Below are 23,853 nucleotides of genomic sequence, written 5' to 3'. Positions count from 1 at the left end.
GACACTCTTTGATCGGGATCTGTAGCAAGCATGAATAGAATGCACTCCGTTAGTCGTATCAGAGAAGTCTTCATGGCTTTTTTACTGCTGGGATTGACCTCTTTCGGCGGCCCCATCGCCCACCTTGGCTACTTTCGCACTGAGTTTGTTGAGCGCCGTCGATGGCTGTCCGAACAGGCATACGCCGATCTGGTGGCTCTGTGCCAGTTCCTGCCGGGTCCGGCCAGCAGCCAGGTAGGCTTCGCATTGGGTCTGATGCGCGCAGGCCCCTGGGGTGCCGCTACAGCCTGGGCGGCTTTTACTTTGCCTTCCGCCATGGTGTTGGTGCTCTTTGCTTTGGGATCGGCTGTGCTTGATGGCCCTGTCAGTCAGGGCATTATCCACGGGCTCAAGGTAACGGCTGTAGCCATCGTGGCTCACGCTGTGTGGGGTATGGCGCGTAATCTCTGCCCGGATCGCAAGCGCGCCGGCATTGCGCTTGCAGCAGTGATTATCGTCGTTCTGGCAAATGGCCCCCTGGGTCAGGTTGCAGCCATTGTGATTGGTGCGCTGGCGGGGATGGCACTTTGCCAAGCCCATACCGAAGTTCAATTTCACGAGTTATTAATACCCGTCTCCATCCGTGCCAGTCGCATGGCCGGCGTAATCTTCTCTGCCTTGTTAGTCGGCTTGCCACTTCTGGTGTGGGTCAACCCCGCCGAAAGTCTGCAAGTAATGGATGCCTTTTATCGCGCTGGCGCCCTCGTATTCGGTGGAGGCCACGTGGTATTGCCGCTGCTTGAGGCGGAGGTTGTGGAATCCGGGTGGGTTGGGGCGAACGAGTTCCTGACAGGCTATGGCGCGGCTCAGGCAATACCGGGGCCACTGTTCACCTTTGCTTCCTATTTGGGAATGACAATGACGCCGCTTGGCGGCAGCCTGTTCGGCGCTTCTCTGGCGTTGGTTATGATTTTCCTGCCGGGCATGCTGCTACTGGTCACGGTCTTGCCCCATTGGAACCGATTCCGCTGCTGGGGCAACGTGCGGGCTTTGATGAGCGGAGCAAATGCGGCAGTGGTGGGTATTCTGGGCGCAGCCCTCTACCAACCGGTCTGGACCAGCGCGATTCTCGGCCCTGAAGACTTTGCTCTCGCACTTACGGGCTTTCTGTTGCTAAGCCTATGGAAGCTGCCCGCCTGGGCGGTGGTGATCATCATGGCGAGCGGAGGCATTCTAATTACCATGTAGAGCGCATCGTCATCCTGCGGTTTGCGCGCAGCCCAGTTTTAGGCGCGGTTAAACGATTTCCATAAGATAGTGGTGATCCAGCTTATCGATTTCCGCAAAGCCCAATCGTTCGTACAGCCGCTTCGCATCCTGATTGGCGTGCAGAACCTGAAGGCGAAGCGGGACTCCCCGCGCCCGTGCGTCTGCCAGCAGGTTATTCAGGAGAGTGGTTCCCAAACCTAGCCGCTGGTAGTCGGGCCAAATCTGCAACTCATGCAGCCAGTTGCAATCCTCAAGCTGTTCCAGAATCACAACGCCGACGCGATCCGTTCCTGTTTCAATAACCTGGGCCGGTCGCGGCTGATCCCACTTTGAGAAAAAAAGCTGCCGTTGGAAGGTTTCGTCCCATTCGCCAAATTGACGAACCACAACATCTAGGAAGGACTCTTTGTTCAACGTGTAGAGCCACTCAAGTTCGTCTAGTCGCGTATTTCTCAGAGAGTAGTTCATCAGTCGGAGTCGGTTTCGCACTTTCGCCAGACCAGCAGTCGGTTATTCGCTGGCATCTCGAAATCCGAATCCAGAAACAGTTTGTTTTCATTACTGATGCGCTTCAGGTCATTCATGTCGCGAATCCCCATTGCCGGGTTCTGTTGCCGCAGATGCGCGTCGAACTGTTGATTGCTGGCACTGGTAAACTGACCGTTGTAATTGAATGGACCATACAGGCAGAAGGCTTCATTTGGCTGGAGGTTGGCGGATACCCCCCGAAACATGGCCTCAACTTCTGGCCACGACATGATGTGGGAAGTATTGGCAGAGAAAACTCCGTTTATTCGCGGCAATTGCCATTCTTCGACGGAAACATCCAGAGCCAGTGGTTTGTTGATGTTTGGCAAGCGAGCCTCTGTCAGCCATGGCTCGCATAGCTGGTAGTTACTCGGATGGTCGCTGGGCTGCCAGGTAAGGTGCGATAGGTTACCTGCAAAATGAACGGCGTGTTGTCCGGTTCCTGTTCCTATTTCCAGAACGGTTCCCGGTTGGCTGAATACCGTAGCAAGTTTTTCGAGAATAACCTGTTTGTTATTCTCGCAGGCTTGCGAAAATGGCTTTCCTGCAGTCATCGGGGCCCCTGATTTGTCGCTGGATGTTTGAAGTGCCAAGCTCCGTATGAATCTAACGTTTGAAAGCGAGAGTGTCCAAGGAGAATAACGGAGTATGGCGGGCGTATTCATCAAACCGAACAGCACCGGGTATGCAGATGCGCTGGTCTGTGAAGCGAAAGGACTTGAAAGCCTGAGGGAAGTTCTTCGCGACCAGGGGATAAGCTGTTTACGAGTTCCGGAGGTTTACAGTGTCAGTGAAAGTGAACTCAAGGTTACGGCGGTTGATTCGTGTTCTGCGTCACCGACTACGCTCAAGATGTTTGGCGAAGGCCTTGCGCGAATGCACAAGGCCAGGCAACCACAATATGGTTGGGGCTGGAATAACTACATCGGGCTATCGCCGCAGCCAAACCGTTGGTCTGCGAACTGGGGTGAGTTTTTTGTAAGGGATCGCCTTGGGTACCAGGTTTCTATAATTCGAGAGCCTTCTGTAAAAGCCGCATTTGAGGACTGTCTAAGTACCTACCAAGAGAGCCTGGTTGACTGGCTGAATGAACATTGCACTCATGCCAGCCTTCTGCACGGGGATCTCTGGTGCGGTAACGTGTTGTTTGATGCCGAAGATCCCTGGTTGATTGACCCTGCGGTGTATTGTGGTGACAGGGAAGCTGACCTGGCGATGACCGAAATGTTCGGTGGTTTTGGCAGTGCGTTTTATGCAGCTTACGATCGGCTTTACCCGCGGTCAGAGGTCTATGTGCAGAAGCGCGATATCTACAATCTTTATCACTACCTGAACCACTACAACCTTTTCGGCTCAGACTATCTGGATGGGTGCCGGCGCGGGTTTTCGTTGCTGAAACAGGCGGTCACAGGCGCTTAGTAAGTTAGGGTTGTCCCATTTCACGCGAGGCCAGCGCTCTTCAGGATAAATACCCCCAGGGTTATGGTAACGCTTGCCATCAGCGTGGTTATTGCGATGATGTTTGCCGCCAGACGGTCGTTGCCACCAAGTGCTTTCGCCATTACAAAACTCGCGGCCGCTGTCGGGCTCGCGAAAAACAGGAACATCAGGCCGAGTTCCGGCCCGGAGAAGCCTATCGCCCATGCGGCACCGGTGCAAAGCACTGGTAGTATGACCATTTTCATGAGCGAAGAGCTGAATGCGGTTGAGCTGTCACTGCGAAGAGCGCTGAAAGAAATGGTGGCGCCAATGCACAGCAGTGCCAGTGGCAATGTAAGGGAGGCAAAATAATCACCGCTGGTCATTACCCAGTTGGGCAGTTTCAGATCAAGCCAGGCAACAGGAATGGCAGCGAATACAGAGAGTATCAGAGGGTTGCGCAGAATATCCTGAAGGATACGGTTCCATTGTGGGGAGTGCCCCGGCTGATAGGCGGTGAGCACGATCACAGAAAGCGCGTTGTAAGACAGTATGACTATCCCTAGTAGAATGCCGCCTGCCGATAGCCCGAACTCTCCGTAGAGGTTAGCCGCCAGCGCCAGGCCCACAATGCCGCAGTTTCCTCGAAAGGCGCCCTGAACGTACACGCCCCGGTCTTCGTGAACAACCTTCCAGCGAGCCCACAGCCAGGTGAGGCCAAAGCTGGCGAGCGTTGCAAACAGGTAAAAAATAAGAAGGTTCGGGTTAAGGGATGCATTGAGATCGGCTTTAATAATGCTGAGAAAAACCAGAGTCGGCAGTGTGGCTTTGAAAACCAATGCAGAAGCAGTGTGAACAAAAGAGTCATCAATCCAACCAATTCTTCGAAGGCCCAGCCCGATAAAGACCATGGCAAAGACTGGGAGGGTGGTTTCCAGTGTCTGTAGGAAAATGCTGATAAGATCCATTTGATTGGCCAAAAGTCTGAGGATTGATGCCCGTATCATAGTTCTGACGGAAAGGTAATGAAATCACTTGCCGAGAGACGTAGAGGGTGGGCTATAGTAGTGCGCAACCTAATTTGGACATGAGGGCAAGCATGAACGCCGTAAACCCCACGCCGGAGCAGCTAAAAAAGGTACTGGCAGACACGCCCAAAGACCAGCCCGTGGTTATGCTGAACCTTTTAAGATTTCGCGATAAAGCTGACTACGCCGATGAATCCGGTGACCGGAGCGGGCGTGAAGCCTACCAACTGTATATGCGCGAAGCTGCCGCCTGTGTCAGTGCCGTGGGAGCCGAAGTTATATGGTCTGGCCGCAGTGTTGGCTCCCTTATTGCGCCGCCAGATGAATCCTGGGATCAGGTGTTGCTTGTACGCTACCCCTCAATCGATGCGTTTATGGCAATGATTGAAAGCACCGAGTACAAGGGGGTGGTGAAACATCGCACCGCCGCTTTGAGCGACTCAAGGCTGGTTGCAAACCTCGAAGGCCAAGGCTGAGACCGCACCTCAGCCCGTGAGCCCTGAGTCCAGTATCCCGGTTTGGCGTATTGCCATGTAGGTTGCTGTCCCTGCAGCAATTGAGAGTAGGGCATTGCGACGCCATAAATGAACAATCACCACAAGCGCACCCGCAAGAATTGCGTCTAGCCCAGGCGCCGCCCCTGACCAGTCTCCCGAACGTTGCAAGAAAACCGTTGCCAGCAACGCCATGACAGCTGCAGGCAAATAGCGCCCCAGGTGTTTGATTAACGGGTGTTCGGTATGACGCTCAAAAAACAGAAAAGGTATGACCCGGGTTGCAAAGGTCGCGATTGCGGCCACAGCAATGAATGCAACCAGATAACCAGTGTCAGACATGGTGACTAGTCTCCGTGCCGGGTTTGGCTCGTAGTTTGCGATATTGAAGTAAGAGTACGCCGGTAACAATGGCGATAGCGCCGATTAGCTGATGCGCTGGCGGTAGCAAGATCATAGAGATTCCCGCAGCCGCAGCACCGGCCCATACCGGAAAGGCGTCCCCCAGGGCTTTGAGCTGTTCAATGGTGAGAACGATAAACAGCGCAACAAGCGCAAACTCAATACCTGTGCTGTCGAACGCAACATTACGTCCAAGAAGCGCACCTAGCGTGCAGCCAATCACCCAGTAAACCTGGTTGAATGCCGTGATTCGAAAATCCACATCAAGCTCATGGTTGGTATTGGGAGAGCGCGGTCGGCTGGTGAGCAGTGAGTATGTCTCGTCGGTCAGCCCGAAAATAAGATACAACTTGCGCCAGCCGGCGCCCCGGAACTGCCCGAGTAAGGAAAGTCCGTAAAAAAGGTGGCGGGCGTTGAGTACGAACATGGCAATGAATACTTCCAGCAGGCCGGCCCCCACTGTCAGCAGACTGACCGCCAGAATCTGGCCGGCACCTGCATAGATCACAACGCCCATCAGGGGCGCTGCCCACCATGCGTAGTCTAGCTGGGTTGTAAACAGCACGCCAAACGCCATCCCGAGCGGGAGATAGCCGAACAGAATTGGAAGTGTGAGGCGAAAAACCAACGGGTTCATTAGCATCCAAACTTTCTGAAAGCGGAGGATGATAGAGAATCGTTCGGGATTTTGAAAGTGGGGGAGACTTCTCCCCGCCCGGCATAATCCCTAAGATAGGCGTCTTTAAAGGAGATAATATGAGCGACGAAACCGCGCATCAGCCTCAGTCTGATCCCCGAGAGGAAAAGTTCATTGTAGACAAGGAATTATTGACGGAAGATCAGTTGAATGGTCTGGCAGAAGAGTATTGCACTCGCTACCACGGCTTGAATGATACCGAAAACCCTCTGGCCGAGCTAAGTGGGGTGCGGGCAGCCATTAACAGGGGCGATCTGGTAGTCTGGTTCGATCCTGTTGAGAATTCAGCCGGGCTTGGCTCTCCGAATTGAAGGGGCAGCATTCCGGTGTATTTCGGTTTGCACCTACCCGGGGGCGCCTGTAAACGTTACAATCGCGCTGATTTCCGAAAGCAGTATGCGAGGTGAGATTTGATCAGGGTACTGGTTGTAGATGACCATGAGCTGGTTTGTTCCGGGATAACCCGGATGCTCGCGGATAATCCCGATTTTGATGTTATCGGCCAGTCTTCATCAGGTGAAGACGCTATAGAATTCGTGCGCAAAGACCGCCCGGATGTCGTATTGATGGATATCCGCATGCCGGGTATTGGTGGTCTGGAAGCTACGCGACGCATTCTGAGAATAGACGATACCATTCGCGTGATCGTCGTAACTGCCTGCGCAGACGACCCCTATCCAGCTCGCGTAATGCAGAGCGGCGCTTCCGCGTATGTCACCAAAGGCGCTGATATCCGCGAAATGATTCGCGCAATTCGCATGGCCCACTCTGGCCAGCGCTACATCAGCCCGGAAATTGCCCAGAAGATGGCACTCAAGCAGTTGGGTGGTGATAAGGACGAGGAAGGCGAGTTATCGATGTTTGATCGCCTGTCCGAGCGTGAAATGCAGATCGCCATGATGGTTGTGGACTGTCAGAAAGTTCAGGATATTTCAGACAAACTCTGCCTGAGCCCGAAAACCGTCAACAGCTATCGTTACCGCATATTCGAAAAACTGGAAATTTCCAGTGATGTTGAGTTGGCTTTAATGGCCGTTCGTCTTGGGTTGCTCGATGCCCACAAGATCTGATTCCCCGAGTGAAACTAACGGGGAGTTCGACAGTAAGCACTTCCTGAAGCAGCTGACAGAACGGCCCGGTGTCTACCGCATGTATGACATCGGTGGCTCTGTGCTGTACGTAGGGAAAGCGGGTAACCTGAAAAAAAGGGTCAGCAGCTACTTTCGAAAAACCGGGTTGGCGCCAAAAACCGAAGCACTGGTTGCCAAAATTGCCTCCATTGAAGTGACGATTACCGGGAGCGAGACGGAAGCGCTTCTGCTTGAGCAGAACCTGATCAAGTCATTGCGTCCGCCCTATAACATCCTGCTCCGGGATGATAAATCCTATCCTTACATCTACGTTTCTTCCCACACCGATTATCCCTCATTAACCTTCCGGCGTGGGCGCACGAAAAAAGGGGGAGGTACCTGGTATGGACCCTTTCCAAGCTCTGGAGCTGTTAAGGAAAGTCTTAATGTATTGCAAAAGGTTTTCCGCATAAGGTCTTGTAGTGAAAGCTATTTCAGAAATAGAACCCGCCCATGCCTTCAGTATCAGATCAATCGATGCACAGCGCCTTGCGTGGAGTATATTTCGCCCGAGGACTACAGGGAGGATATCCGGCACGCCACCATGTTTCTCGAAGGCAAAAACCCGGCGATCATTCGTGATCTGATGAACGCCATGGAAACAGCCGCTAAAAACCTGGAATTCGAAAAAGCCGCAGCCTACCGGGATCAGGTCAACCATTTGCGCCACGTACAGGAACAGCAATCGGTAGACGGTGAGGGCGGAGACGCTGATGTTATTGCCATCGCACAGGATGCCGGTGTGGTGTGTATTGTGGTGATTATTGTGCGGGGCGGCAGGGTTTTGGGAACCAAGGACTACTTTCCCCGTTATTCGCTTGAGCAATCTGAAGGTGAGCTGCTTAGCTCCTTTCTCGGGCAATACTATTTTGGCGGCAACACTCGCCGGGAGATCCCGAAAGACGTCTTGGTACCTGTTGATGTGGAAGGGCAGGAACTTCTTGCGCAGGCGCTTTCTGATGCGGCGAACCGTGAAACCCGTATACGTGGTAACGTAAGAGGCGAACGCCGCCGGTGGCTGGAGCTGGCGATGACCAACGCCCGGCAAACTCTGCTTACACATATTGCCAGCAAAGAAACGGTCTATCGTCGGTTGCTCGCTCTGCGGGACATGCTGGAGCTTGCGGAAACCCCTTCACGGATGGAGTGTTTCGATATCAGCCACAGTCATGGGGAGAATACCGTCGCATCCTGTGTCGTTTTCGATGAGAATGGGCCGCTGAAAAGTGATTACCGCTTATATAACATTGAAGGTGTCACTGCCGGCGACGATTACGGCGCCATGCGGCAGGTGTTAACCCGTCGCTACCGTCGAATGGTTGCGGGTGAGGGTAAACGGCCAGACCTTGTTTTTATCGACGGTGGTAAGGGCCAGTTGAACATTGCCCGGGAAGTGTTTGATGAACTTGGAATTTCGGATATTCCGCTAATCGGCGTCGCCAAGGGAGTAACCCGCCGTGCAGGCATGGAGCAGTTAATTGATGCCATGACGGCAAACGTATTTCGGGTGCCGGCTGATTCGCCGGCGTTGCACCTGATCCAGCATATCAGGGACGAGTCCCACCGCTTTGCCATTACCGGACATCGAAAAGGGCGTGACAAAAAACGCCGTCAGTCCACGCTGGAAGGCATTGAGGGGGTTGGCCCCAAACGTCGCCGGGAGCTCATTCGGTATTTCGGCGGCATACAAGACCTACGCAAAGCCAGCGTTGATGAGATGACCAAGGTACAGGGCATCAGTAAATCGTTGGCTGAAAACATATACGCAGCACTGCACGATGAGTAAAAGCCCTATGAATTTACCGAATCTGCTCACACTCTCCCGCATCGTTATGATTCCGGTCTTTGTGGTGGTGTTCTATCTCCCCGTGCAGTGGAGCTACATGGCAAGTGCGGCGATTTTCGGGATAGCAGCAGCCACTGACTGGCTGGACGGTTACCTTGCGCGCAAACTTGACCAGAGCACGCCTTTCGGTGCCTTTCTCGACCCGGTTGCAGATAAGTTGATGGTGGCGGTAGCTCTGGCGTTATTAATTCAGGAGTATTCCGCAATCCTGCTCACCATACCGGCAACGGTAATCATTGGTCGGGAGATTGTGATCTCTGCATTGCGGGAGTGGATGGCGGAAATTGGCAGCCGTGCGAGCGTTGCGGTGTCGTACATTGGCAAGGTTAAAACCACGGCGCAGATGGCTTCTATCGTGGGTCTGCTGGCCTTTCCTCCGGGCCTGCTTCTCTCTCAGCTTTCTGTTGTTCTCTTGTACGTTGCCGCCGTTCTGACTCTCTGGTCCATGGGGCTTTACATCAAAGCGGCCTGGCCAGACCTCTTCCCTCAGGAGGACTGATCAGGGCGCGTTTCACAGGCGTTTGCCCATTCGATAACCTGGCCCGCCAGATCTTCTCCGGCGCTTCCGAACGCCTGTACAACCGCTTCTACACCCCTGTCTTCTGCTGGTGCTGAAACAATGAAGCTGTCGGAGCACAAAATCGCTCTTGAACGGTTGTTGATCAGCTGACCATGAACCGCAATGGTTACCCGTGTGCTCTCGCCATAGCTAACTGAGTGGAAGCCCGTAATTTCGGTTGCCAGAGTGAGATCGGTATTGCCGGGGCTGGTATCTGTGGCGACATCCCGGAAACCTGCGTTCGCCCTGAAAGCCCCCGTTAGCATGTCTCGAAGTACTACCGGCACCGTATCCCGCCAGCGTACGCCTCTATATACCTGGAATTCCCATGGTTCAGGCTTGGAGAGAATCCGGGTGCTGTTGAAAGGCTCAGACGCAAAAGGTGTATCAATGCGAAGGCTTTCAGGCCGGCTGATATCACTCTTTTGCAGGCTCTTCGGGGCTGGGAAGTCCATTACCCGTGGCGGTTCCGGTCTGGGGAAAACCGTACAGGCAGTCATCATCCCGGAAAATACCAGGACGGCACCCGCAAATCTGAAAACCTTTGTAGCTGTTTGATTCACGGGGATACCTCCTTGATGGTTGGGCCGCCCCAGATAGTGCCCCTTGGGTCTTCTTCCAGTCGGTGGGTAAAGCGATTCAGGTTTCGGAGAGTGTTGCGCAGCTCTCGCAGAGCCGGAGCCAGTTCACCCATACCCTGAAGCCCGGAATCCAGGGCGCCCTCATTATCCAGGGTTAATTGATCAATACGGTTGGCCGTTTCCTCAATTCCGGTCATGGCTGCGTTCATAGTGATCAATACAGCCTTTCCTTCGTTTTGCAGCAAGGTGTTGGCGTTATCCGAGACGGCCGTAACCCTGGATGCAGCTTCGGCAGCCCGTTGACTGGCATTGTCCATGCGTTCCAGCAAGGCTGCTAGCTGGTCCCGGCTGCTCAGCAGTGAGTCGCTTGCCTCTCTCGCATTGCGGAGTATGGCTGTCAGGTTTTCGGTATTTTCTTCTGATAGAAGCCTGTTTGCGCTGGTGAGCAACTTGTCCGCTTTGGTCAGCAGAACTTCGCCGTTTGTGAGGAGGCTGTTGAACGCTGAAGGCTCAGCGATGATCAATGCCGGGTCCTCTCTGCTGCCCTCCAGCACGGGGCTATCTTTGCTGCCACCGCTGAACTGAACACTCATGCTGCCGGTAATATTGGCCAGCACCAGCCCTGCACGGGTGTTCGCCCGCACGGGAACAGTCTGCTCCACACGGACCAGAACCCTTACCTGGCCGGGTTTGGTCTGGTCCAGTTTGAGGTCAAGCACATCGCCAACTTTAACGCCGCTGTAAAGAACCGGGTTGCCTTCTGCGAGGCCACCTACTGCGTGGTCAAACACAATTTCATAGTAGGCCCATTCACGGTCTGCAGACGATTTGGCCAACCATAAGGCAAAAGACAGCGCTGCCACCACCGCAATCAGCGTGAAAAGCCCGATGATCAGATGATGTGCTTTCGGTTCCATAGACTCTTACTCCGTTATCCGGCTCGATTCATGAGCCTGGAATGCATAACTGGCGGCCCGCCCGCGGGGGCCCTGAAAATATTCCTGAATCCACGAGTCGTCTGTTGCCGCAACCTTTTCAATATTGTCTGCCACCAGAACCTTTTTCTGAGACAGAACGGCAACCCGGTCGCAGGTTGTATAAAGTGTGTCCAGATCATGGGTAACCAGAAATACCGTCAGCCCTAATGCATCCCGGAGGGTAACGATCAGCCTGTCAAAGGCGGCAGCGCCAATCGGGTCCAGGCCAGCGGTGGGTTCATCCAGGAAAAGGATCTCAGGGTCCATCGCCAGAGCACGTGCCAGCGCTGCACGTTTGACCATACCACCAGAAAGTTCAGACGGGTACTTGAGAGCGGAATCCGCCGGTAATCCAGTCAGTGCAAGCTTCATTCGGGCAAGCTCTTGCGCATCGGAACGGGACAGGTCGCAATGCTCGATCAATGGCAAGGCTATGTTTTGTATAAGATTTAAAGAGGTGAATAACGCACCTCTCTGGAACAGAGCGCCAAACCGTTGCTCCGTTTCTGAGCGCTCTGAGTCGCTTAGCTTGTCGAGATCTTTACCGAATACTCGTATTTGGCCAGCTGAAGGCTTATGCAGCCCCACAATGCTTCTGAGAAGTACCGATTTTCCGGTTCCCGAACCGCCAACAACGCCCAGAATTTCGCCTCTGACAAGATCCAGATCGAGATCTTTGTGAACAACATGGCTGCCGAAGCGGTTGTCCAGATCCCGAACCTCAATAACGGGGTCAGCCTGCTTGCGGGGTGTGTCAAACCTGGAGTCAGCCATGATTTACCAACCCATTTCCATGAAGAAAAGTGCAGCAACAGCATCCAGGAGAATAACGATAAAGATGGATTGAACCACGCTGGATGTTGTATGTACGCCAACGGATTGTGCACTGCCGCCGACCTTGAAACCTTCGAGACAGCCTATAGCCGAGATCAGGAAGGCAAAAATCGGCGCTTTCGACATACCGACAAGGAAGTGCTGAAGAGCAATGTCCCGCTCCATAATCGCCATAAATTGGGCCGGGGAAATATCCAGGGAAATTGCACAGACCATAGCCCCACCGACCAAACCGGAGAGCATTCCCACGAAGGTCAGAATGGGTAGGCTGACCATCATCGCCAGAACCCTGGGGATCACCAGCAGCTCAACCGGGTCCAGCCCCAGAGTGCGGATGGCATCCAGCTCTTCGTTCACCTTCATAGCACCGATTTGTGCCGTGAATGCACTGGCGGTGCGGCCGGCCAGCAGAATCGCGGCGAGTAGAACACCGAATTCGCGTAAAAACGAGAAGGCGACCAGATTAACGGTGTAAATGGTGGCACCGAAACCTTCAAGAACCGTGGCACCAAGGAATGCGACCACGGCACCGACCAGAAAGGTGAGTAGGGCAACGATGGGTAGAGCGTTAAGACCGGTGTTCTGAATGGCTGCTACGAAGGCGGTGACACGCCAGCGTTTGGGCCTTGGCAGCACAACGGACAAAGTGGCGATAATCTGACCAACGAACCCCGACAGCAGATAGATCAGGTGCCAGATGGCTTCAACCGTCTTGCCGGTTTCTGTAAGGAATTGCGACACTGGTGTGAGCTTTTCAGGCTCGGGTGAGGGCTTCTGCATTAACGCATCAGCCACAGCGTGAAGCAAAGCGCTCTGTTCACTGGGCAGGCTGGTTTCCTGTGCGGTCAGGGCGGCAAGTAGCTCTGGCCCCAGTAGCTTGGCAAGAAGTGATGCACCTGCTGTATCAACCCGTCCAAGGCTTTTGATATCAATCGTCGCGGTATTCCACTGCTGGCCTGAATATTCCGCCACACGCTGTTTGAGCGTTTGATAATCGTTGAGGGTCCAGTCCCCGTGGATAGCCAAGGTGCCATTTTCATTGGTCAGCCATCCATGCTGACTTTTTGCCTGGAAGGTATTTCCATTTTCTGGGGAGCTGGCACTTATTGGCACGGGTGACAGAAATCCGAAAGTTGGTTTGTTAGCTCACTAGCTTAGAGGGTGCAGACGCTGTCTGCCAGTATACGACGGTCTTCCTCATCGTGGCTGGCAAGTACGATGAGTGCGCCCTGGGCTTTCTGCTGCAGTAACAGTTGCCGAAGAAGGTCGCGTGCTTCTCTGTCCAACCCTGTAAGAGGCTCATCCAGAAGCATTAGCGGCTGTTTACGCAGTATCGCGCGCAGTAACGCAACACGCTGCCGCTGGCCACCGGACAGGTCGCTGGGCAAACGTTGGCCGAAGCCACTCAGGCCAACACTGTCCAGCCCACGCTCGATGGCCTGCGTGTCTTCCGGCGCAAGCTTCAGCCCCGGGTGAATGCCCAGGCCGATATTAGCCGTCACGCTCAGGTGTTCAAACAGGTTGTGCTCCTGGAATACGCTGGTCATCGGTCGCTGCCAGGGTGCTGCGTGGCGAAGACTTTTACCCTGCCAGAGAATATCGCCGGACTGGGGCTCAAGAAAACCGGCAAGCAGGTTCATCAGAGTGGATTTTCCGGATCCGCTGGCGCCATGTATGGCGATGCAGTGCCCAGGCTCAGCGGAGAACTGGAAGTTCCAGGGCGTCTCCTGGCCAGGATAGGCGAAAACCAGGTTTTGTACCTCAAGCATGTTCAGGCTCCGGAACTGTGCGGGATGATTTGGGCGCCAGGCCAGAATTGAACAAGGGCGAGCCGAGCCGGTTGAATAGGCTGAACAGCATCAGCAGAAGCAAAACAAGCCACAACCCCGTTGCTGCAGCGGCGTCAATCCGGTAGCTGCCCAGTTGCTGGTACAACAGAACCGGCAGGGTGGGTTGGCCCGGACTACCAAAGAGAGCGATAACCCCGAAGTCGCCTAGCGATAAACCTGTGCCGTACGCCATAGCCAATGCCAGCGGCCGTCGCATGCGCGGCCAATGTAGCCAGCGCCAGCGATACCAGCCCAGCACGCCTAGCTGATCCGCCTGCATGCGGCTGGCTGAGTCCAGGCTTCCCATCGGGCCTCTTAGCATCTGCAACACAAAGGGCAGGGCCATCATCGCGTTGATCAGCGTAACCAGAGCGAGCCCTTCGCTGGAGTTGCCAAGGCTTGGTCGAAACAGCAGAAACAGCCCGGTGCCGAGAACCAACGGAGGAACCATCAACGGCAGATAGGCTGCCACGTCCGAAAGCCGGGTAATCGTCGGCCTGGATTGGCTTGTTCCGGAAGCCAGAATCAGTAGCGCGGCGATCACCGACATGAGCCCGGCGGGAATCGCGATGCCAAGGCTTCTCAGAGTGGCATCAAGCAGGGCCGGATTTACCGAGAAAGTACCGTCCGGAAAAAACGCCGAGCCCATCCCCGGCAATCCTCGCAGCAAAATGGCCATCAGTGGAGTAACCAGAAACAGCACAAACACAGCCAGAGCGGTTCCGTCCCCAAGGCGCGCCCAGATTGAGCTGCCGGCTTTGCTGCGATGCGATGCCACCCGTCTGTCTGGGAGTAGCGAAGCCGTAAGCCCGTGGCGGGCCGCCAGCCACCAGAAAAAGCCACAAATAACCAGCTGAACCATGGCAAGAAGCGCGGCCTGGCCGGCATCGAATTCGAAGCGCAATGATTGGTAGATGGCGACCTCAATAGTTGTGGCTGCCGGGCCGCCCCCCAGGGTCATTACGATGGCAAAACTGGTAAAGCAAAGAGTGAAAACCAGAGCCGCCAGGCCGGGCAGAACCGGTTTGACGGCCGGCCATTCAACGGCGCGCCAGTACCACCACCGGCCAAGACCCAGCTGGGCCGCCACACGTCGCTGCGATGCCGGCGCACTCTCAATGGCCTGCAGCAGGATTCTTGCGGCCAGAGGCGCGTTGAAGAAAACGTGAGCCAGCACAATGCCGTTGATACCGTAGAGGTTCCAGGAAGTGCCTAGCCATTCGTTAGCCAGGCCGGTAAACCAGCCCTGGCGTCCGTAAACACTGATAATACCGGATACCAATACAATTGAAGGGAGCACGAGGCTCAGTTCCATCAAACGCAGCAAAAAGGCGCGGCCGGGGAAGGCGGGTTGCCGTGCCAGAATTCTGGCAACCGGGAAGGCCACAAGCAGGCTGAGGACGACAGAGAGGAAGGCCTGCCAGATGGTAAAGGTAACTACAGTGCGAAGGTAACGGTTACTCCAGAACTCACTGAGGCCCGGCAGTTCGGCCTCCCACACCAGCGCGCCCAGCCCTGCCAGCGAGAGCACTATCAACGCCGCAGCGATGGTCAGCCCGGGCCAGAGCTTCCAGCGCGAGTGGCTCAAAGGTGCAGGGTAGGCGGGTAACGAACGCCTTTGGTGTTGAATGACAGGGCTCATTTTCTGCTGTTAGCGCGTCATGGCATCCAGCCATTCATTCAGCCAGGTACGGCGGTTATCGGTCACTGTTTTCGGGTCAAAGTAGAGGGCATCTGACGGCTGAATCAGCTTATCGAACACGGCAGGCAATTCGTCGCCCAGGTCCGTGGCCGGATACATAACGTTTTTCAGAGGAATGTGGCGCTGAAAGTCTTCACTCAGCATAAAATGAAGAAAGGCCTGACCAAGTTCTTTTTGATCGGATGATTTCACCAGGGCGGCTACTTCCACTTGCAAGTAGTGGCCTTCTTCGAACTCTGCGGCCTGGTAGCGGTCGGTTTTATCCACGGCCATGTGGTACGCAGGAGAGGTGCTGTAAGACAGAATCATGGGTGCCTCACCATTCATGAACAGCGAAAAATAGCCATCACTCCAGCTTTTCGTTGTAGTGAGAATCTTGCCTTTCAACTGCTGCCATTTTTCTGAAGCCTGATCGCCATATACATGGCGCATCCAGAGCAAGAGGCCGAGGCCGGGTGTGCTGGTTCTAGGGTCCTGGATGATAATTTTGAGATCATCCGGGGCTGAAATCAGTGCTTCCAGGCTTTTCGGCGGCTCGGGCAATTGTTCGGTATCGTAAACAAACGCGAAGTAGCCCCAGTCATAAGGCACAAACACAGGGTCCTGCCAGTCGATCGGTAGGCTCAAGGCAGACAGATCCGTATCATGATTGGCTAGCAAACCGGTCTGCCGCGTTGTTTCCATAGTGCCGGTGTCCAGGCCCAGTACCAGGTCAGCTTCGGTGCTTTCTCCCTCAAGGCGCAGGCGCTGAAGAATGTCGCCACCGGAGTCCAGTACTACGTAGTTGATCTGGCAATCGCAGGACTGCTCAAACGCTGCCTTGACCGCTGGCCCCGGGCCCCATTCTGCGGCAAATGAAGGGTGGGTATAGATGGTGAGAGTTGATGCCTTCTCGGCGCTGGCAGGCACAGAGAACAAGGTAAACAGGAACAGTGTAAACGCTCGGTTGAGCATATTGATGTAACCTCCGCAGCAGATCAGGGGTAGCCAAAAGAGGCAAGCGTGCCGCGGGCCCCACCGAAGCCGATGAGTGCTCAATCCCTTCGCCGGCATAATCCGGATCAGGTTCCGCGGGTATGGTCTCAGCCCGGCATTTGCCCGGCACCCCGTTGAGTTGAATAAAGTGTACCATGCTGGCGATAGGCAATGGTAAGAAGCAAGGAGAACGCAGGTGCCAAAGTTATTACACACAGCGGACTGGCAAATGGGCCGAACCTACAGCCGGTTCGATGCCGAAGACGGTGCAGCACTGGTAGAGGCTCGCTACCAGGCCATCGAACGACTGGCCGCGCTGGCGACCGGGCATCAATGCGATGCGGTGCTGGTAGCCGGTGATGTGTTTGATGCCCAGACGGTCTCCGACCGAACCATTCGGCGAGTGTTTAATGCTACCCGTAGTTTTGCAGGCCCCTGGGTGATGCTTCCAGGCAACCACGATGCGGCCCTCGTAGAAAGCGTCTGGACTCGTGCCAAGCGCCTCGGAGCAGTGCCAGCTAATGTTCACCTGGCGCTGGAGCCCGGCGTTACGCAATTAGCGGAGCAGGGCATCGCCGTGTTGGCAGCACCCCTGACCCAGCGCCACACCTACGGCGACCTGACTCAGCCTTTCGACAATACAGAAACGCCCCCCGGGTTGCTGCGTATCGGCCTGGCCCACGGCAGCGTGCAAGGCGTGCTGCCCGAGGATATCGACGCCACAAATCCCATCGCCCCCGACCGAACAGAAACCGCAAAACTGGACTACCTCGCGCTGGGTGACTGGCATGGTGTGCGGGAGACCAACCCACGTACCTGGTACAGCGGCACGCCTGAGCCGGAGCGGTTTCGTAATAACGACGCCGGCTACGTATTGATTGTTGATATTGAAGAACCAGGCGCTAAGCCCGAGGTGACGCGATATGAAACAGCCCGCTATCAATGGCACCAGTGGCGGGAAACCTTGTCTGTACCTTCCGATCTGGATGAGTTACTGAACCGCATCAGCCATTTGCCAGAGGCGTCTGTTCTGGATCTCAAACTAAACGGCACTCTGACATTGGCCGGAGATCAAAAACTGAGCGAAGCTCTATCCGTTGCCGAGGCACGCTACCGCAGCGTTACCTGTGACCGTACCGGCATACAACTGGAGCCCACAGAAGAGGATATTGCCGCACTGCATGCGGACGGCTACCTCGGAGAGGTGGTGCAGGAGTTACGGGAAAGCCAGCATACAGCAGCTAACCCCGAGGAAGCCCGCGATGCGTTGGCCATTCTGGCAAGCCTTCTAACGCACAAAGAACCGGAGGTGGCCAAGTGAAGCTTCAGAGCCTGCGGGTCGAGCAGTTCCGCCAGTTCTCGAAGGGCCTCGAGCTTGGTGATTTGCAGCCCGGCATTAACCTGATACACGGCCCAAATGAATCCGGCAAGAGCACTCTGGTGCGTGCCATCCGAGCCGCGTTTTTTGAGCGTTATCGGTCGAAATCGGCAGAAGACCTGGCGCCCTGGGGTGACTCGTCAGCAGCGCCCACCGTTGAGATCTTGTTTGAGCACAACGGGCAGCGCTGGCAATTGGATAAGCGTTTTCTCAAACGGCATCGTTGTGACCTGCTTGTAGACAGCACCGCGTTCAGTGGCGAAGAAGCCGAAGAGAAGCTTGCTGAACTCCTGGGTTACCAGTTCCCGAAAAAAGGCGCCAGCAAAGAGGAACACTGGGGCATTCCTGGCTTGCTCTGGGTGGAGCAGGGTACGGGACAGGACATCGAAAAGGCCGTTCTGCATGCTGGCGGCCATCTGAAATCCGCTTTGAATAATCTGGTGGGTGAAGTCGCCAGTAGCGGAGGCGATGAGGTTATCCAGGCAGTAGAACAGCAACGCCAGGAACTGCTCACAGCCACGGGAAAACCCAGAGGCGACTATCTCGCCCTGGCCAATACCCGTGAAACCTTACAGCAGGAAGTCGGTGATCTGCAGGAACGGATTGATCAGTACAAGGTTCAGGTAGACCGCCTGGGCATTCTGGCAAACGAGCATGAACAGGCCAGCCGGGACCGCCCCTGGGAGGAAGCCCGCCGAGGTATGCAGCGCGCAGAAGTAAAATATCGCGAGGTCGAGGCGCTGCAGGAACAACAAACCCGAGGAATGGATACCCTCAAACAGTTGCAGCAAAACCTGACCTTGTTGCAGCAAAGTCAGGCTCACTGGCGAAGTCAGAATGAGCAACTTGAGTTGCGCCATCAGAGCTACCAGAAAGCGACAAAACAGCTTGAACAGGAAGAGCTTGCAAGCCCTGAATTGGTAAAAGCGGTTGAGAGTGCCCGTAAACACTATCATATAGCCTCCGAAGCCGTGCAGCATGCTCATCTCAGAGATAAGCGGCAACGCCTGCAGAAGGAATGTGCCAAGCTTGAAACGGAGCTGGCCAAGCTCAAGCAAAACCAGGAACAGGCCAATAGTATCCAGGCTTCACTGGATGGCGCTCGAAAACAGAAAAAGAAAAACCTTATTGATGTCAACGTGTTGCGCCAACTAAAACAGAATCAACGTGAACTGGATGACACCAATATCCGGATCCAGACCGTTGCCACCCGCGTGACCTGGCACCTGGATTCTGGAAAAGAACTGACTCTGGATGGACAGAACATTGCGGGGCAGGGCGAGAAGCTTCTGCTGGAGCCGGGTGTTCTGGAAATCCCTGGCTTGGGCAGCCTGGGCATTCAACCTGGAGGTGAGGACCTCGAAAGCCTGCGTCGCCAGCAGGAACGGCTCAAGCAATCAGTATCGCAACAACTCAGCGCCATGTCGGTTGATTCTGTTGAGGCTGCTGAAATGAAGCAAGGGCGCCTGCAGGAAGCTGAAGCACAAATACAGCGCTTTGATGATCTGCTGAAGTCCCTCGCCCCGCAAGGCGTTGAACAGCTGAATTCGGCGAAAGCTGAGGTGGAATCAGAGCTCCTCACCCGCACCGCTGAACTCGAAGCCTTGCCAGCAGCTGCCGCCATTGAAAGCGATGATAAGCCTCTGAGCCTTGTGGAATCGCAACTGAAACAGGCAGAAGAGCGACTAACAGATGCTGAGGCCAGGCAGAGAAACCAGGAAGCGCAATTGCTTAAAGCCCGCTATGTCAGCGAAACCGCTTGCCGCGAGTGGCAGCGGATGCAGGAAGAGCTGAACAGCCCTGAGCGCCAGAAGCAAATGGATGAGTTGAACCGCGATATAGCCGCTGCCGAAAAACAGAAAGCTGAACTCGAGTCTTCTTTGAAGGAGCGCGACGCCCAAATTCGCGAGGCTCGCCCCGAGCTTCTGAAGCAGGACATTGAGCGTTACCGGGCCACGGCTGAACATCAGGAAAAAGCCCAGCAAAACCGTGCTCTGGAACTGAGTGAAATCCGGGCAAGGCTTGAGGCCTGGGGCGCTGAAGGGCTGGAGGAACAGCACAACGAACAAGCCGCGGAACTGGAGCATGTTAACCGCCGATATCTTGAACTGGATCGAAGGGCGAAGGCACTGGATCTGCTGCTGAACTTGCTTAAAGATAAGCGCCAGGCTCTGACGCGCCGTTTGCAGGCCCCGTTGCAGAAACATCTGGACCACTACCTGAGCGTACTCTTCCCGGAGGCGAGCCTGGAAGTGGACGAAAATTTGATGCCCGGAAAATTCAGCCGGGGCAGCGAGTTGGGCCAAATGGCTGAACTGAGCTATGGCGCCCGGGAACAAATGGGGCTGATCAGCCGCCTGGCCTATGCGGACCTGTTACAGGAAGCGGGCCGCCCAACGCTGATCATTCTTGATGACACCCTTGTTCACAGCGATGCCGAGCGCCTGGATGGTATGAAGCGCATTCTGTTCGACGCAGCCACCCGACACCAGATACTGCTGTTTACCTGTCATCCGGAAAAATGGCGAGACCTGGGCGTTGAACCCAGGGACCTCGAAGCACTGAAATTACAGGGTCAGGCTGGTTGAAGTTGATTCCCAATAAGTCGCACGCTTGAGGGCGGCTTAATCGAAGTCTGGTAGCTCCGGTTTGATCACACGCTTACCTGCCTCTTGCCATGCTTCAATCCCTCCAGCAATGGACTGCACATGCATATAGCCCATCTCCTTCATGGCTTTGGCAGATAGGGCGGAACGACCGCTGTTCTTGCAGTAGATCACCATATTCAGCCCTCTGTTTTCGAAGGCGGGATCATTGGTCAGCTTGAATTCCAGTATGCCTCTGGGGATATTCAAGGCGCCTGGAATATGGCCGGCGTGAAATTCATCCGCTTCACGTACATCAATCAAAACGTCTGCCTGTTCGATGGCCTGTTCGGATTTCTCCAAAGGTATCTCTCGGACATGGGCTTTTGCGGCCTCAACCAAATCGTGTACATTTTTCATCGTGAAATATCCCGGTGGTGTGATCGTTCTACATCTGTGTATATGAATATATATTTTGCACTGAATACCATCAAAGAATATCGTTATATCGTAGTGATATATACTGACTATAGCTTTTCCAAAGCCTGGTGGAAGTTTGATCAAAAACGCCATAAACCGTACAAACTTTAACCAACAAATCGCGGTAAAACAGAAACTTAAAAAAAGGTATTGACGAAAGAACCGTAATCCGTAGAATACGCATCCGTTGTCGGGGCATTGCTTCGGTAGCTTAAGCGGGAATAGCTCAGTTGGTAGAGCGCAACCTTGCCAAGGTTGAGGTCGCGAGTTCGAATCTCGTTTCCCGCTCCAATTTCTTCCAAGTCTCTCAATGCCAACCTGAGAGCACAAAGATTCGATTCCTTCGATCTTTTTAGGCGCGGTGGCAGAGTGGTCATGCAGCGGACTGCAACTCCGCGTACGCCGGTTCGATTCCGACCCGCGCCTCCATTATTTCTCCCTTTTTACCCAGCCTGTTTGCGATATCGAAGCGGCGACACCCCAAACCAGTCACGGCACGCCCGGTTAAAAGCTGATTGCTCTGAATAGCCGAGCAACCCGGCAATTTGGCTGAGTTTCATGTTGGGCTCTTTCAAATACATATGTGCCAGTTTTAATTTTTCTGCATTAAGCAGCTTTCCAAAGGAGGTATCTTCTTTGGCCAAGTGACGCTGCAAAGTGCGTTTGTCCATGTGAAAATGGCCTGCAACAACGTCACTCCTGCATTGGCCTGTGGGCAGCAGGGTGGTGATAAGTTGGGTAACGTCTTCAGAGAAGCTCAATGCATTTGGCGGTCGCTGGGACGAAAGATACTGTTCTGCGAGTCCAAAAGTCTGGTGGTCTGCTTTTGAGAGAGGGTGGTGAAAGGTTTGAGCAGGCCACCGCATGCCACACCAGCTCTGATTAAAGAGAACCTGGCAACCGAATACGTCCTGATAAATAGACGTTTCAGCAACCTGAGCGTGAATAAAGTGCACGCTAAAAGGCTTGAAACGATCGCCGCACAGCAGTTTCATCACTTGCATCGAGTTGGACAGGCTTAGCTCATAGCTTTGCTGGTGATAGCCCCCGGTATTTTCGTGATCAATTCTAAATTCGAAATCTATACTTTCTTCATCTGATGAGCTGTTGTGAGTAGCGCTGATGCTGAGGGCTGGACTGTGTAGATGAAGGTAGCGGCTAATATTATTAATGGCCGCACCTACGTTGCCTGAGTTGCGGGCAATAACGCTGATTGGACCCAGAATGTCCAAACCCTGGGACTCAGCCAGCTTTAGGCCGAGCTCGGGAAAGTTCAGGGTTTTTGCCGTGTCGTCGAGAAGATCTGCCAGGTTTCGAAAAGGCAGAAAGCTGCTGTCATCCCGATGTTGCGCCGGGGGAATATCGTATTTTTCCAGCAAGGGGAGGGGGTCTCCGCCTCTTTGCTCTATAAGCCGCTCGAAGCCCCTCAGGTTTGTCGCTCTAATCAAATTGGCCATCCAGGTCTCCGCCTGTTTTTTTGCAGTGATTCAGCTCGCTAATGCAGTACCACCGCGGTGGTGCTTTAAGAGATATGTGTCGTGATTTATCAAAAAAATGTCTCGTTTTGTCAATATTGTCAAGGCAGCGTTTGCGAGAATCAGAACTAACGTCAGTTGACTAATAACAAAAAGGACACTCAGATGACGATCCAACACTACGACATCATCATTATCGGTGCGGGGCTCTCCGGCATAGGCACGGCCTGTCACATTGCCCGGGAACACCCCGGAAAGTCTCTGGCGATTCTGGAGCGTCGGGAAAATGTGGGTGGCACCTGGGACCTTTTCCGTTATCCCGGTATACGGTCGGACTCCGATATGGCCAGCTTCGGGTTTAACTTCAAACCCTGGTATTCCGATAACGTTTTAGCCCAGGGCGGCGATATTCGTGAGTATGTGCGGGAAACTGCCGAAGAGTTCGGTTTGTACGAGAAGATCAGGTTTGGCTTGAAGCTCATGAACTCTGACTGGTCGACCAAAGAACAAAAGTGGACTCTCTCCTCTATGCGGGAGGCGTCTGGCGAGGAAGAGGTGTGCACCTGCAACTTTCTGGTGAACTGTGCCGGGTACTACAACTTCGATCAGGGTTACCGCCCAGCTTTTCCTGATGAAGAAATCTATACCGGGGATATCGTTCACCCGCAGAGATTGCCTGAAGATTTCGATTACAGCGGTAAAAAAGTGGTGGTTATCGGCAGTGGCGCGACGGCCATAACACTGGTGCCGGCCATGGCGGATAAAGCGGCAAAAGTCACTATGTTGCAGCGCTCACCCAGCTACATCATGTCATTGCCGAACACCGACAAGATATCGATGGTGTTGAACAACCTGTTGCCAAAAGCCTGGGTCTTCAAGTTGGCCCGTCGGCGCAACATTCTATTCCAGCGTGCACTTTATCTGGCCTGCCAGCGTTGGCCCAATGCAATGCGCAAGATGTTTTTGTCGCATATGTACAAACATGCCCCAAACGTTGATAAACGACACCTTACACCTGAGTACATGCCTTGGGATCAGCGCTTGTGTGCTGCGCCGGATGGCGACTTTTTTGCAAGTTTGCGTTCAGGAAAAGCGGAGATAGTAACCGACCATGTCGATCGCTTTGATGAAACGGGCATTGTGCTGAAATCCGGCCAGCATATCGAAGCCGATATTGTTATTGCTGCGACCGGGTTGGAGGTTCAGTTGATGGGCGGATCGACGCTCAGTATCGACAGTGAGGAAGTGAACCTGCCAAAGAAAATGGCCTACAAAGGCATTCTTATTCAGGACGTGCCTAACTACGGTTGGATTTTCGGGTACACCAACGCGCCCTGGACACTCAAGTGCGATATTGGCGGGCGCTATCTGTGTCGATTGTTCGCCCACATGAACCAAACGGGAGTGTCAGTCACAACAGCTGTAGACACAAGGAATAATGCGACCGATGCCAGTGTGCTGGATGGGTTTGCACCTGGTTATATCGTACGGGCAATAGATAAAATGCCCCGGCAGGGTAAGGCCGATCCCTGGAGAATAACCATGCATTATGGCAAGGATAAAAAAATGCTGGTTCAAGACCCTGTGGATGATGGAATTTTGCAGTTTGAAACTGCGCCCTCAGCTTCACCCGAGGAGTCAGGTCTGCTTCAGCAAGCCACTACGGCCTGAAGCCAAACTATAACA

General features: G+C 54.3%; 24 protein-coding genes, 2 tRNA genes and 1 riboswitch. Of the genes, 12 read left to right on the top strand and 14 right to left on the bottom strand.

Annotation, left to right across the window (positions count from 1 at the left end):
* The first annotated feature begins 30 nt into the window (after positions 1-30).
* The gene (gene chrA / locus Q4606_RS14775; RefSeq protein WP_303608010.1) at positions 31-1,227 is read left to right on the top strand and encodes a chromate efflux transporter; all 1,197 of its coding nucleotides are present in this window, start codon (positions 31-33) and stop codon (positions 1,225-1,227) included.
* Positions 1,228-1,275: 48 nt separating this feature from the next.
* Here the strand turns inward: chrA and Q4606_RS14770 are convergent, their stop codons facing one another.
* The gene (locus tag Q4606_RS14770) at positions 1,276-1,716 is read right to left on the bottom strand and encodes an N-acetyltransferase (protein ID WP_303608009.1); all 441 of its coding nucleotides are present in this window, start codon (positions 1,714-1,716) and stop codon (positions 1,276-1,278) included.
* The gene (locus Q4606_RS14765) at positions 1,716-2,330 is read right to left on the bottom strand and encodes a DUF938 domain-containing protein (protein ID WP_303608008.1); all 615 of its coding nucleotides are present in this window, start codon (positions 2,328-2,330) and stop codon (positions 1,716-1,718) included. Before Q4606_RS14765 ends, Q4606_RS14770 begins: the two co-directional genes overlap by 1 nt.
* A gap of 94 nt (positions 2,331-2,424) precedes the next feature.
* Between Q4606_RS14765 and Q4606_RS14760 the strand changes: the two genes are divergently transcribed.
* Positions 2,425-3,195 (top strand): fructosamine kinase family protein, encoded by a 771-nt coding sequence (locus tag Q4606_RS14760; RefSeq protein ID WP_303608007.1) that lies wholly within the window; start codon positions 2,425-2,427, stop codon positions 3,193-3,195.
* Between the two features lie 20 nt (positions 3,196-3,215).
* On the opposite strand, the gene Q4606_RS14755 is transcribed toward Q4606_RS14760, so the two are convergent.
* Entirely contained in the window at positions 3,216-4,163 is a 948-nt protein-coding gene (locus tag Q4606_RS14755; protein ID WP_303608006.1) for an AEC family transporter, read from the bottom strand.
* Between the two features lie 131 nt (positions 4,164-4,294).
* Between Q4606_RS14755 and Q4606_RS14750 the strand changes: the two genes are divergently transcribed.
* Entirely contained in the window at positions 4,295-4,699 is a 405-nt protein-coding gene (locus Q4606_RS14750) for a DUF1330 domain-containing protein (RefSeq protein WP_303595814.1), read from the top strand.
* A 9-nt stretch (positions 4,700-4,708) separates the two neighbouring features.
* Here Q4606_RS14750 and Q4606_RS14745 read toward each other — a convergent pair whose 3' ends face one another.
* Together Q4606_RS14745 and Q4606_RS14740 are read right to left on the bottom strand one after the other, a co-directional pair.
* Entirely contained in the window at positions 4,709-5,059 is a 351-nt protein-coding gene (locus tag Q4606_RS14745) for a branched-chain amino acid transporter permease (RefSeq protein ID WP_303595815.1), read from the bottom strand.
* Positions 5,052-5,756, bottom strand: a complete 705-nt coding sequence (locus Q4606_RS14740; protein WP_303608005.1) for an AzlC family ABC transporter permease — start codon at positions 5,754-5,756, stop codon at positions 5,052-5,054. The genes Q4606_RS14745 and Q4606_RS14740 overlap by 8 nt, the downstream gene beginning before the upstream one ends.
* Positions 5,757-5,875: 119 nt before the next feature.
* Between Q4606_RS14740 and Q4606_RS14735 the strand changes: the two genes are divergently transcribed.
* From Q4606_RS14735 to pgsA, 4 genes are all read left to right on the top strand, one after another.
* Positions 5,876-6,127 carry a hypothetical protein gene (locus Q4606_RS14735; protein WP_303608004.1) on the top strand — a complete coding sequence of 84 codons (252 nt, stop codon included), beginning with the start codon at positions 5,876-5,878 and terminating at the stop codon, positions 6,125-6,127.
* A 99-nt stretch (positions 6,128-6,226) separates the two neighbouring features.
* Positions 6,227-6,886 carry a UvrY/SirA/GacA family response regulator transcription factor gene (gene uvrY / locus Q4606_RS14730; RefSeq protein ID WP_303595818.1) on the top strand — a complete coding sequence of 220 codons (660 nt, stop codon included), beginning with the start codon at positions 6,227-6,229 and terminating at the stop codon, positions 6,884-6,886.
* Entirely contained in the window at positions 6,870-8,732 is a 1,863-nt protein-coding gene (uvrC, locus tag Q4606_RS14725; RefSeq protein ID WP_303608003.1) for an excinuclease ABC subunit UvrC, read from the top strand. Before uvrY ends, uvrC begins: the two co-directional genes overlap by 17 nt.
* A 7-nt stretch (positions 8,733-8,739) precedes the next feature.
* Positions 8,740-9,291 (top strand): CDP-diacylglycerol--glycerol-3-phosphate 3-phosphatidyltransferase, encoded by a 552-nt coding sequence (gene pgsA, locus Q4606_RS14720; protein WP_303595820.1) that lies wholly within the window; start codon positions 8,740-8,742, stop codon positions 9,289-9,291.
* Here pgsA and Q4606_RS14715 read toward each other — a convergent pair.
* From Q4606_RS14715 to thiB, 7 genes are all read right to left on the bottom strand, one after another.
* Positions 9,279-9,914 (bottom strand): ABC-type transport auxiliary lipoprotein family protein, encoded by a 636-nt coding sequence (locus Q4606_RS14715; protein WP_303595821.1) that lies wholly within the window; start codon positions 9,912-9,914, stop codon positions 9,279-9,281. The two genes, pgsA and Q4606_RS14715, sit on opposite strands and share 13 nt — an antisense overlap.
* Positions 9,911-10,849 carry an MlaD family protein gene (locus tag Q4606_RS14710; RefSeq protein ID WP_303608002.1) on the bottom strand — a complete coding sequence of 313 codons (939 nt, stop codon included), beginning with the start codon at positions 10,847-10,849 and terminating at the stop codon, positions 9,911-9,913. The genes Q4606_RS14715 and Q4606_RS14710 overlap by 4 nt, the downstream gene beginning before the upstream one ends.
* Before the next feature lie 6 nt (positions 10,850-10,855).
* Positions 10,856-11,683, bottom strand: coding sequence for an ABC transporter ATP-binding protein (locus Q4606_RS14705; RefSeq protein WP_303608001.1), 828 nt, complete (start codon positions 11,681-11,683; stop codon positions 10,856-10,858).
* Positions 11,684-11,686: 3 nt separating this feature from the next.
* Entirely contained in the window at positions 11,687-12,790 is a 1,104-nt protein-coding gene (locus Q4606_RS14700; RefSeq protein ID WP_303608070.1) for an ABC transporter permease, read from the bottom strand.
* 107 nt (positions 12,791-12,897) lie between these two features.
* Positions 12,898-13,512 carry an ATP-binding cassette domain-containing protein gene (locus Q4606_RS14695; RefSeq protein ID WP_303595824.1) on the bottom strand — a complete coding sequence of 205 codons (615 nt, stop codon included), beginning with the start codon at positions 13,510-13,512 and terminating at the stop codon, positions 12,898-12,900.
* On the bottom strand, positions 13,505-15,214 hold the full coding sequence (gene thiP / locus Q4606_RS14690) for a thiamine/thiamine pyrophosphate ABC transporter permease (protein ID WP_303595825.1): 1,710 nt from the start codon (positions 15,212-15,214) through the stop codon (positions 13,505-13,507). The genes Q4606_RS14695 and thiP overlap by 8 nt, the downstream gene beginning before the upstream one ends.
* 9 nt (positions 15,215-15,223) lie before the next feature.
* Entirely contained in the window at positions 15,224-16,228 is a 1,005-nt protein-coding gene (thiB, locus tag Q4606_RS14685; protein ID WP_303608000.1) for a thiamine ABC transporter substrate binding subunit, read from the bottom strand.
* Between the two features lie 67 nt (positions 16,229-16,295).
* A riboswitch (TPP riboswitch) is annotated at positions 16,296-16,393 on the bottom strand.
* A 52-nt stretch (positions 16,394-16,445) separates the two neighbouring features.
* Between thiB and Q4606_RS14680 the strand changes: the two genes are divergently transcribed.
* A complete protein-coding gene (locus Q4606_RS14680; RefSeq protein WP_303607999.1) occupies positions 16,446-17,570 on the top strand; it encodes a DNA repair exonuclease in 1,125 nt (374 codons plus the stop codon).
* Entirely contained in the window at positions 17,567-20,215 is a 2,649-nt protein-coding gene (locus Q4606_RS14675) for an AAA family ATPase (protein ID WP_303607998.1), read from the top strand. Before Q4606_RS14680 ends, Q4606_RS14675 begins: the two co-directional genes overlap by 4 nt.
* 36 nt (positions 20,216-20,251) lie before the next feature.
* On the opposite strand, the gene Q4606_RS14670 is transcribed toward Q4606_RS14675, so the two are convergent.
* Positions 20,252-20,632 carry a rhodanese-like domain-containing protein gene (locus Q4606_RS14670; protein WP_303607997.1) on the bottom strand — a complete coding sequence of 127 codons (381 nt, stop codon included), beginning with the start codon at positions 20,630-20,632 and terminating at the stop codon, positions 20,252-20,254.
* 275 nt (positions 20,633-20,907) lie between these two features.
* On the opposite strand from Q4606_RS14670, the gene Q4606_RS14665 reads away from it, so the two are divergent.
* Positions 20,908-20,983: transfer RNA gene (locus Q4606_RS14665), tRNA-Gly, on the top strand.
* Between the two features lie 64 nt (positions 20,984-21,047).
* Positions 21,048-21,121 (top strand) — tRNA-Cys (locus tag Q4606_RS14660).
* A gap of 14 nt (positions 21,122-21,135) precedes the next feature.
* On the opposite strand, the gene Q4606_RS14655 is transcribed toward Q4606_RS14660, so the two are convergent.
* Entirely contained in the window at positions 21,136-22,149 is a 1,014-nt protein-coding gene (locus Q4606_RS14655) for an AraC family transcriptional regulator (RefSeq protein WP_303607996.1), read from the bottom strand.
* A 156-nt stretch (positions 22,150-22,305) separates the two neighbouring features.
* Here Q4606_RS14655 and Q4606_RS14650 point away from each other — a divergent pair, with 156 nt between their 5' ends.
* Positions 22,306-23,838, top strand: a complete 1,533-nt coding sequence (locus Q4606_RS14650; RefSeq protein ID WP_303607995.1) for an NAD(P)/FAD-dependent oxidoreductase — start codon at positions 22,306-22,308, stop codon at positions 23,836-23,838.
* Positions 23,839-23,853: the final 15 nt, after the last annotated feature.

Origin of the sequence: Marinobacter sp. 1_MG-2023, from assembly GCF_030549045.1 — a bacterium.
Lineage (GTDB): Bacteria > Pseudomonadota > Gammaproteobacteria > Pseudomonadales > Oleiphilaceae > Marinobacter.
Note: the sequence above shows the minus strand (reverse complement) of the source record. Positions and strands in the feature narration are given on the sequence as shown.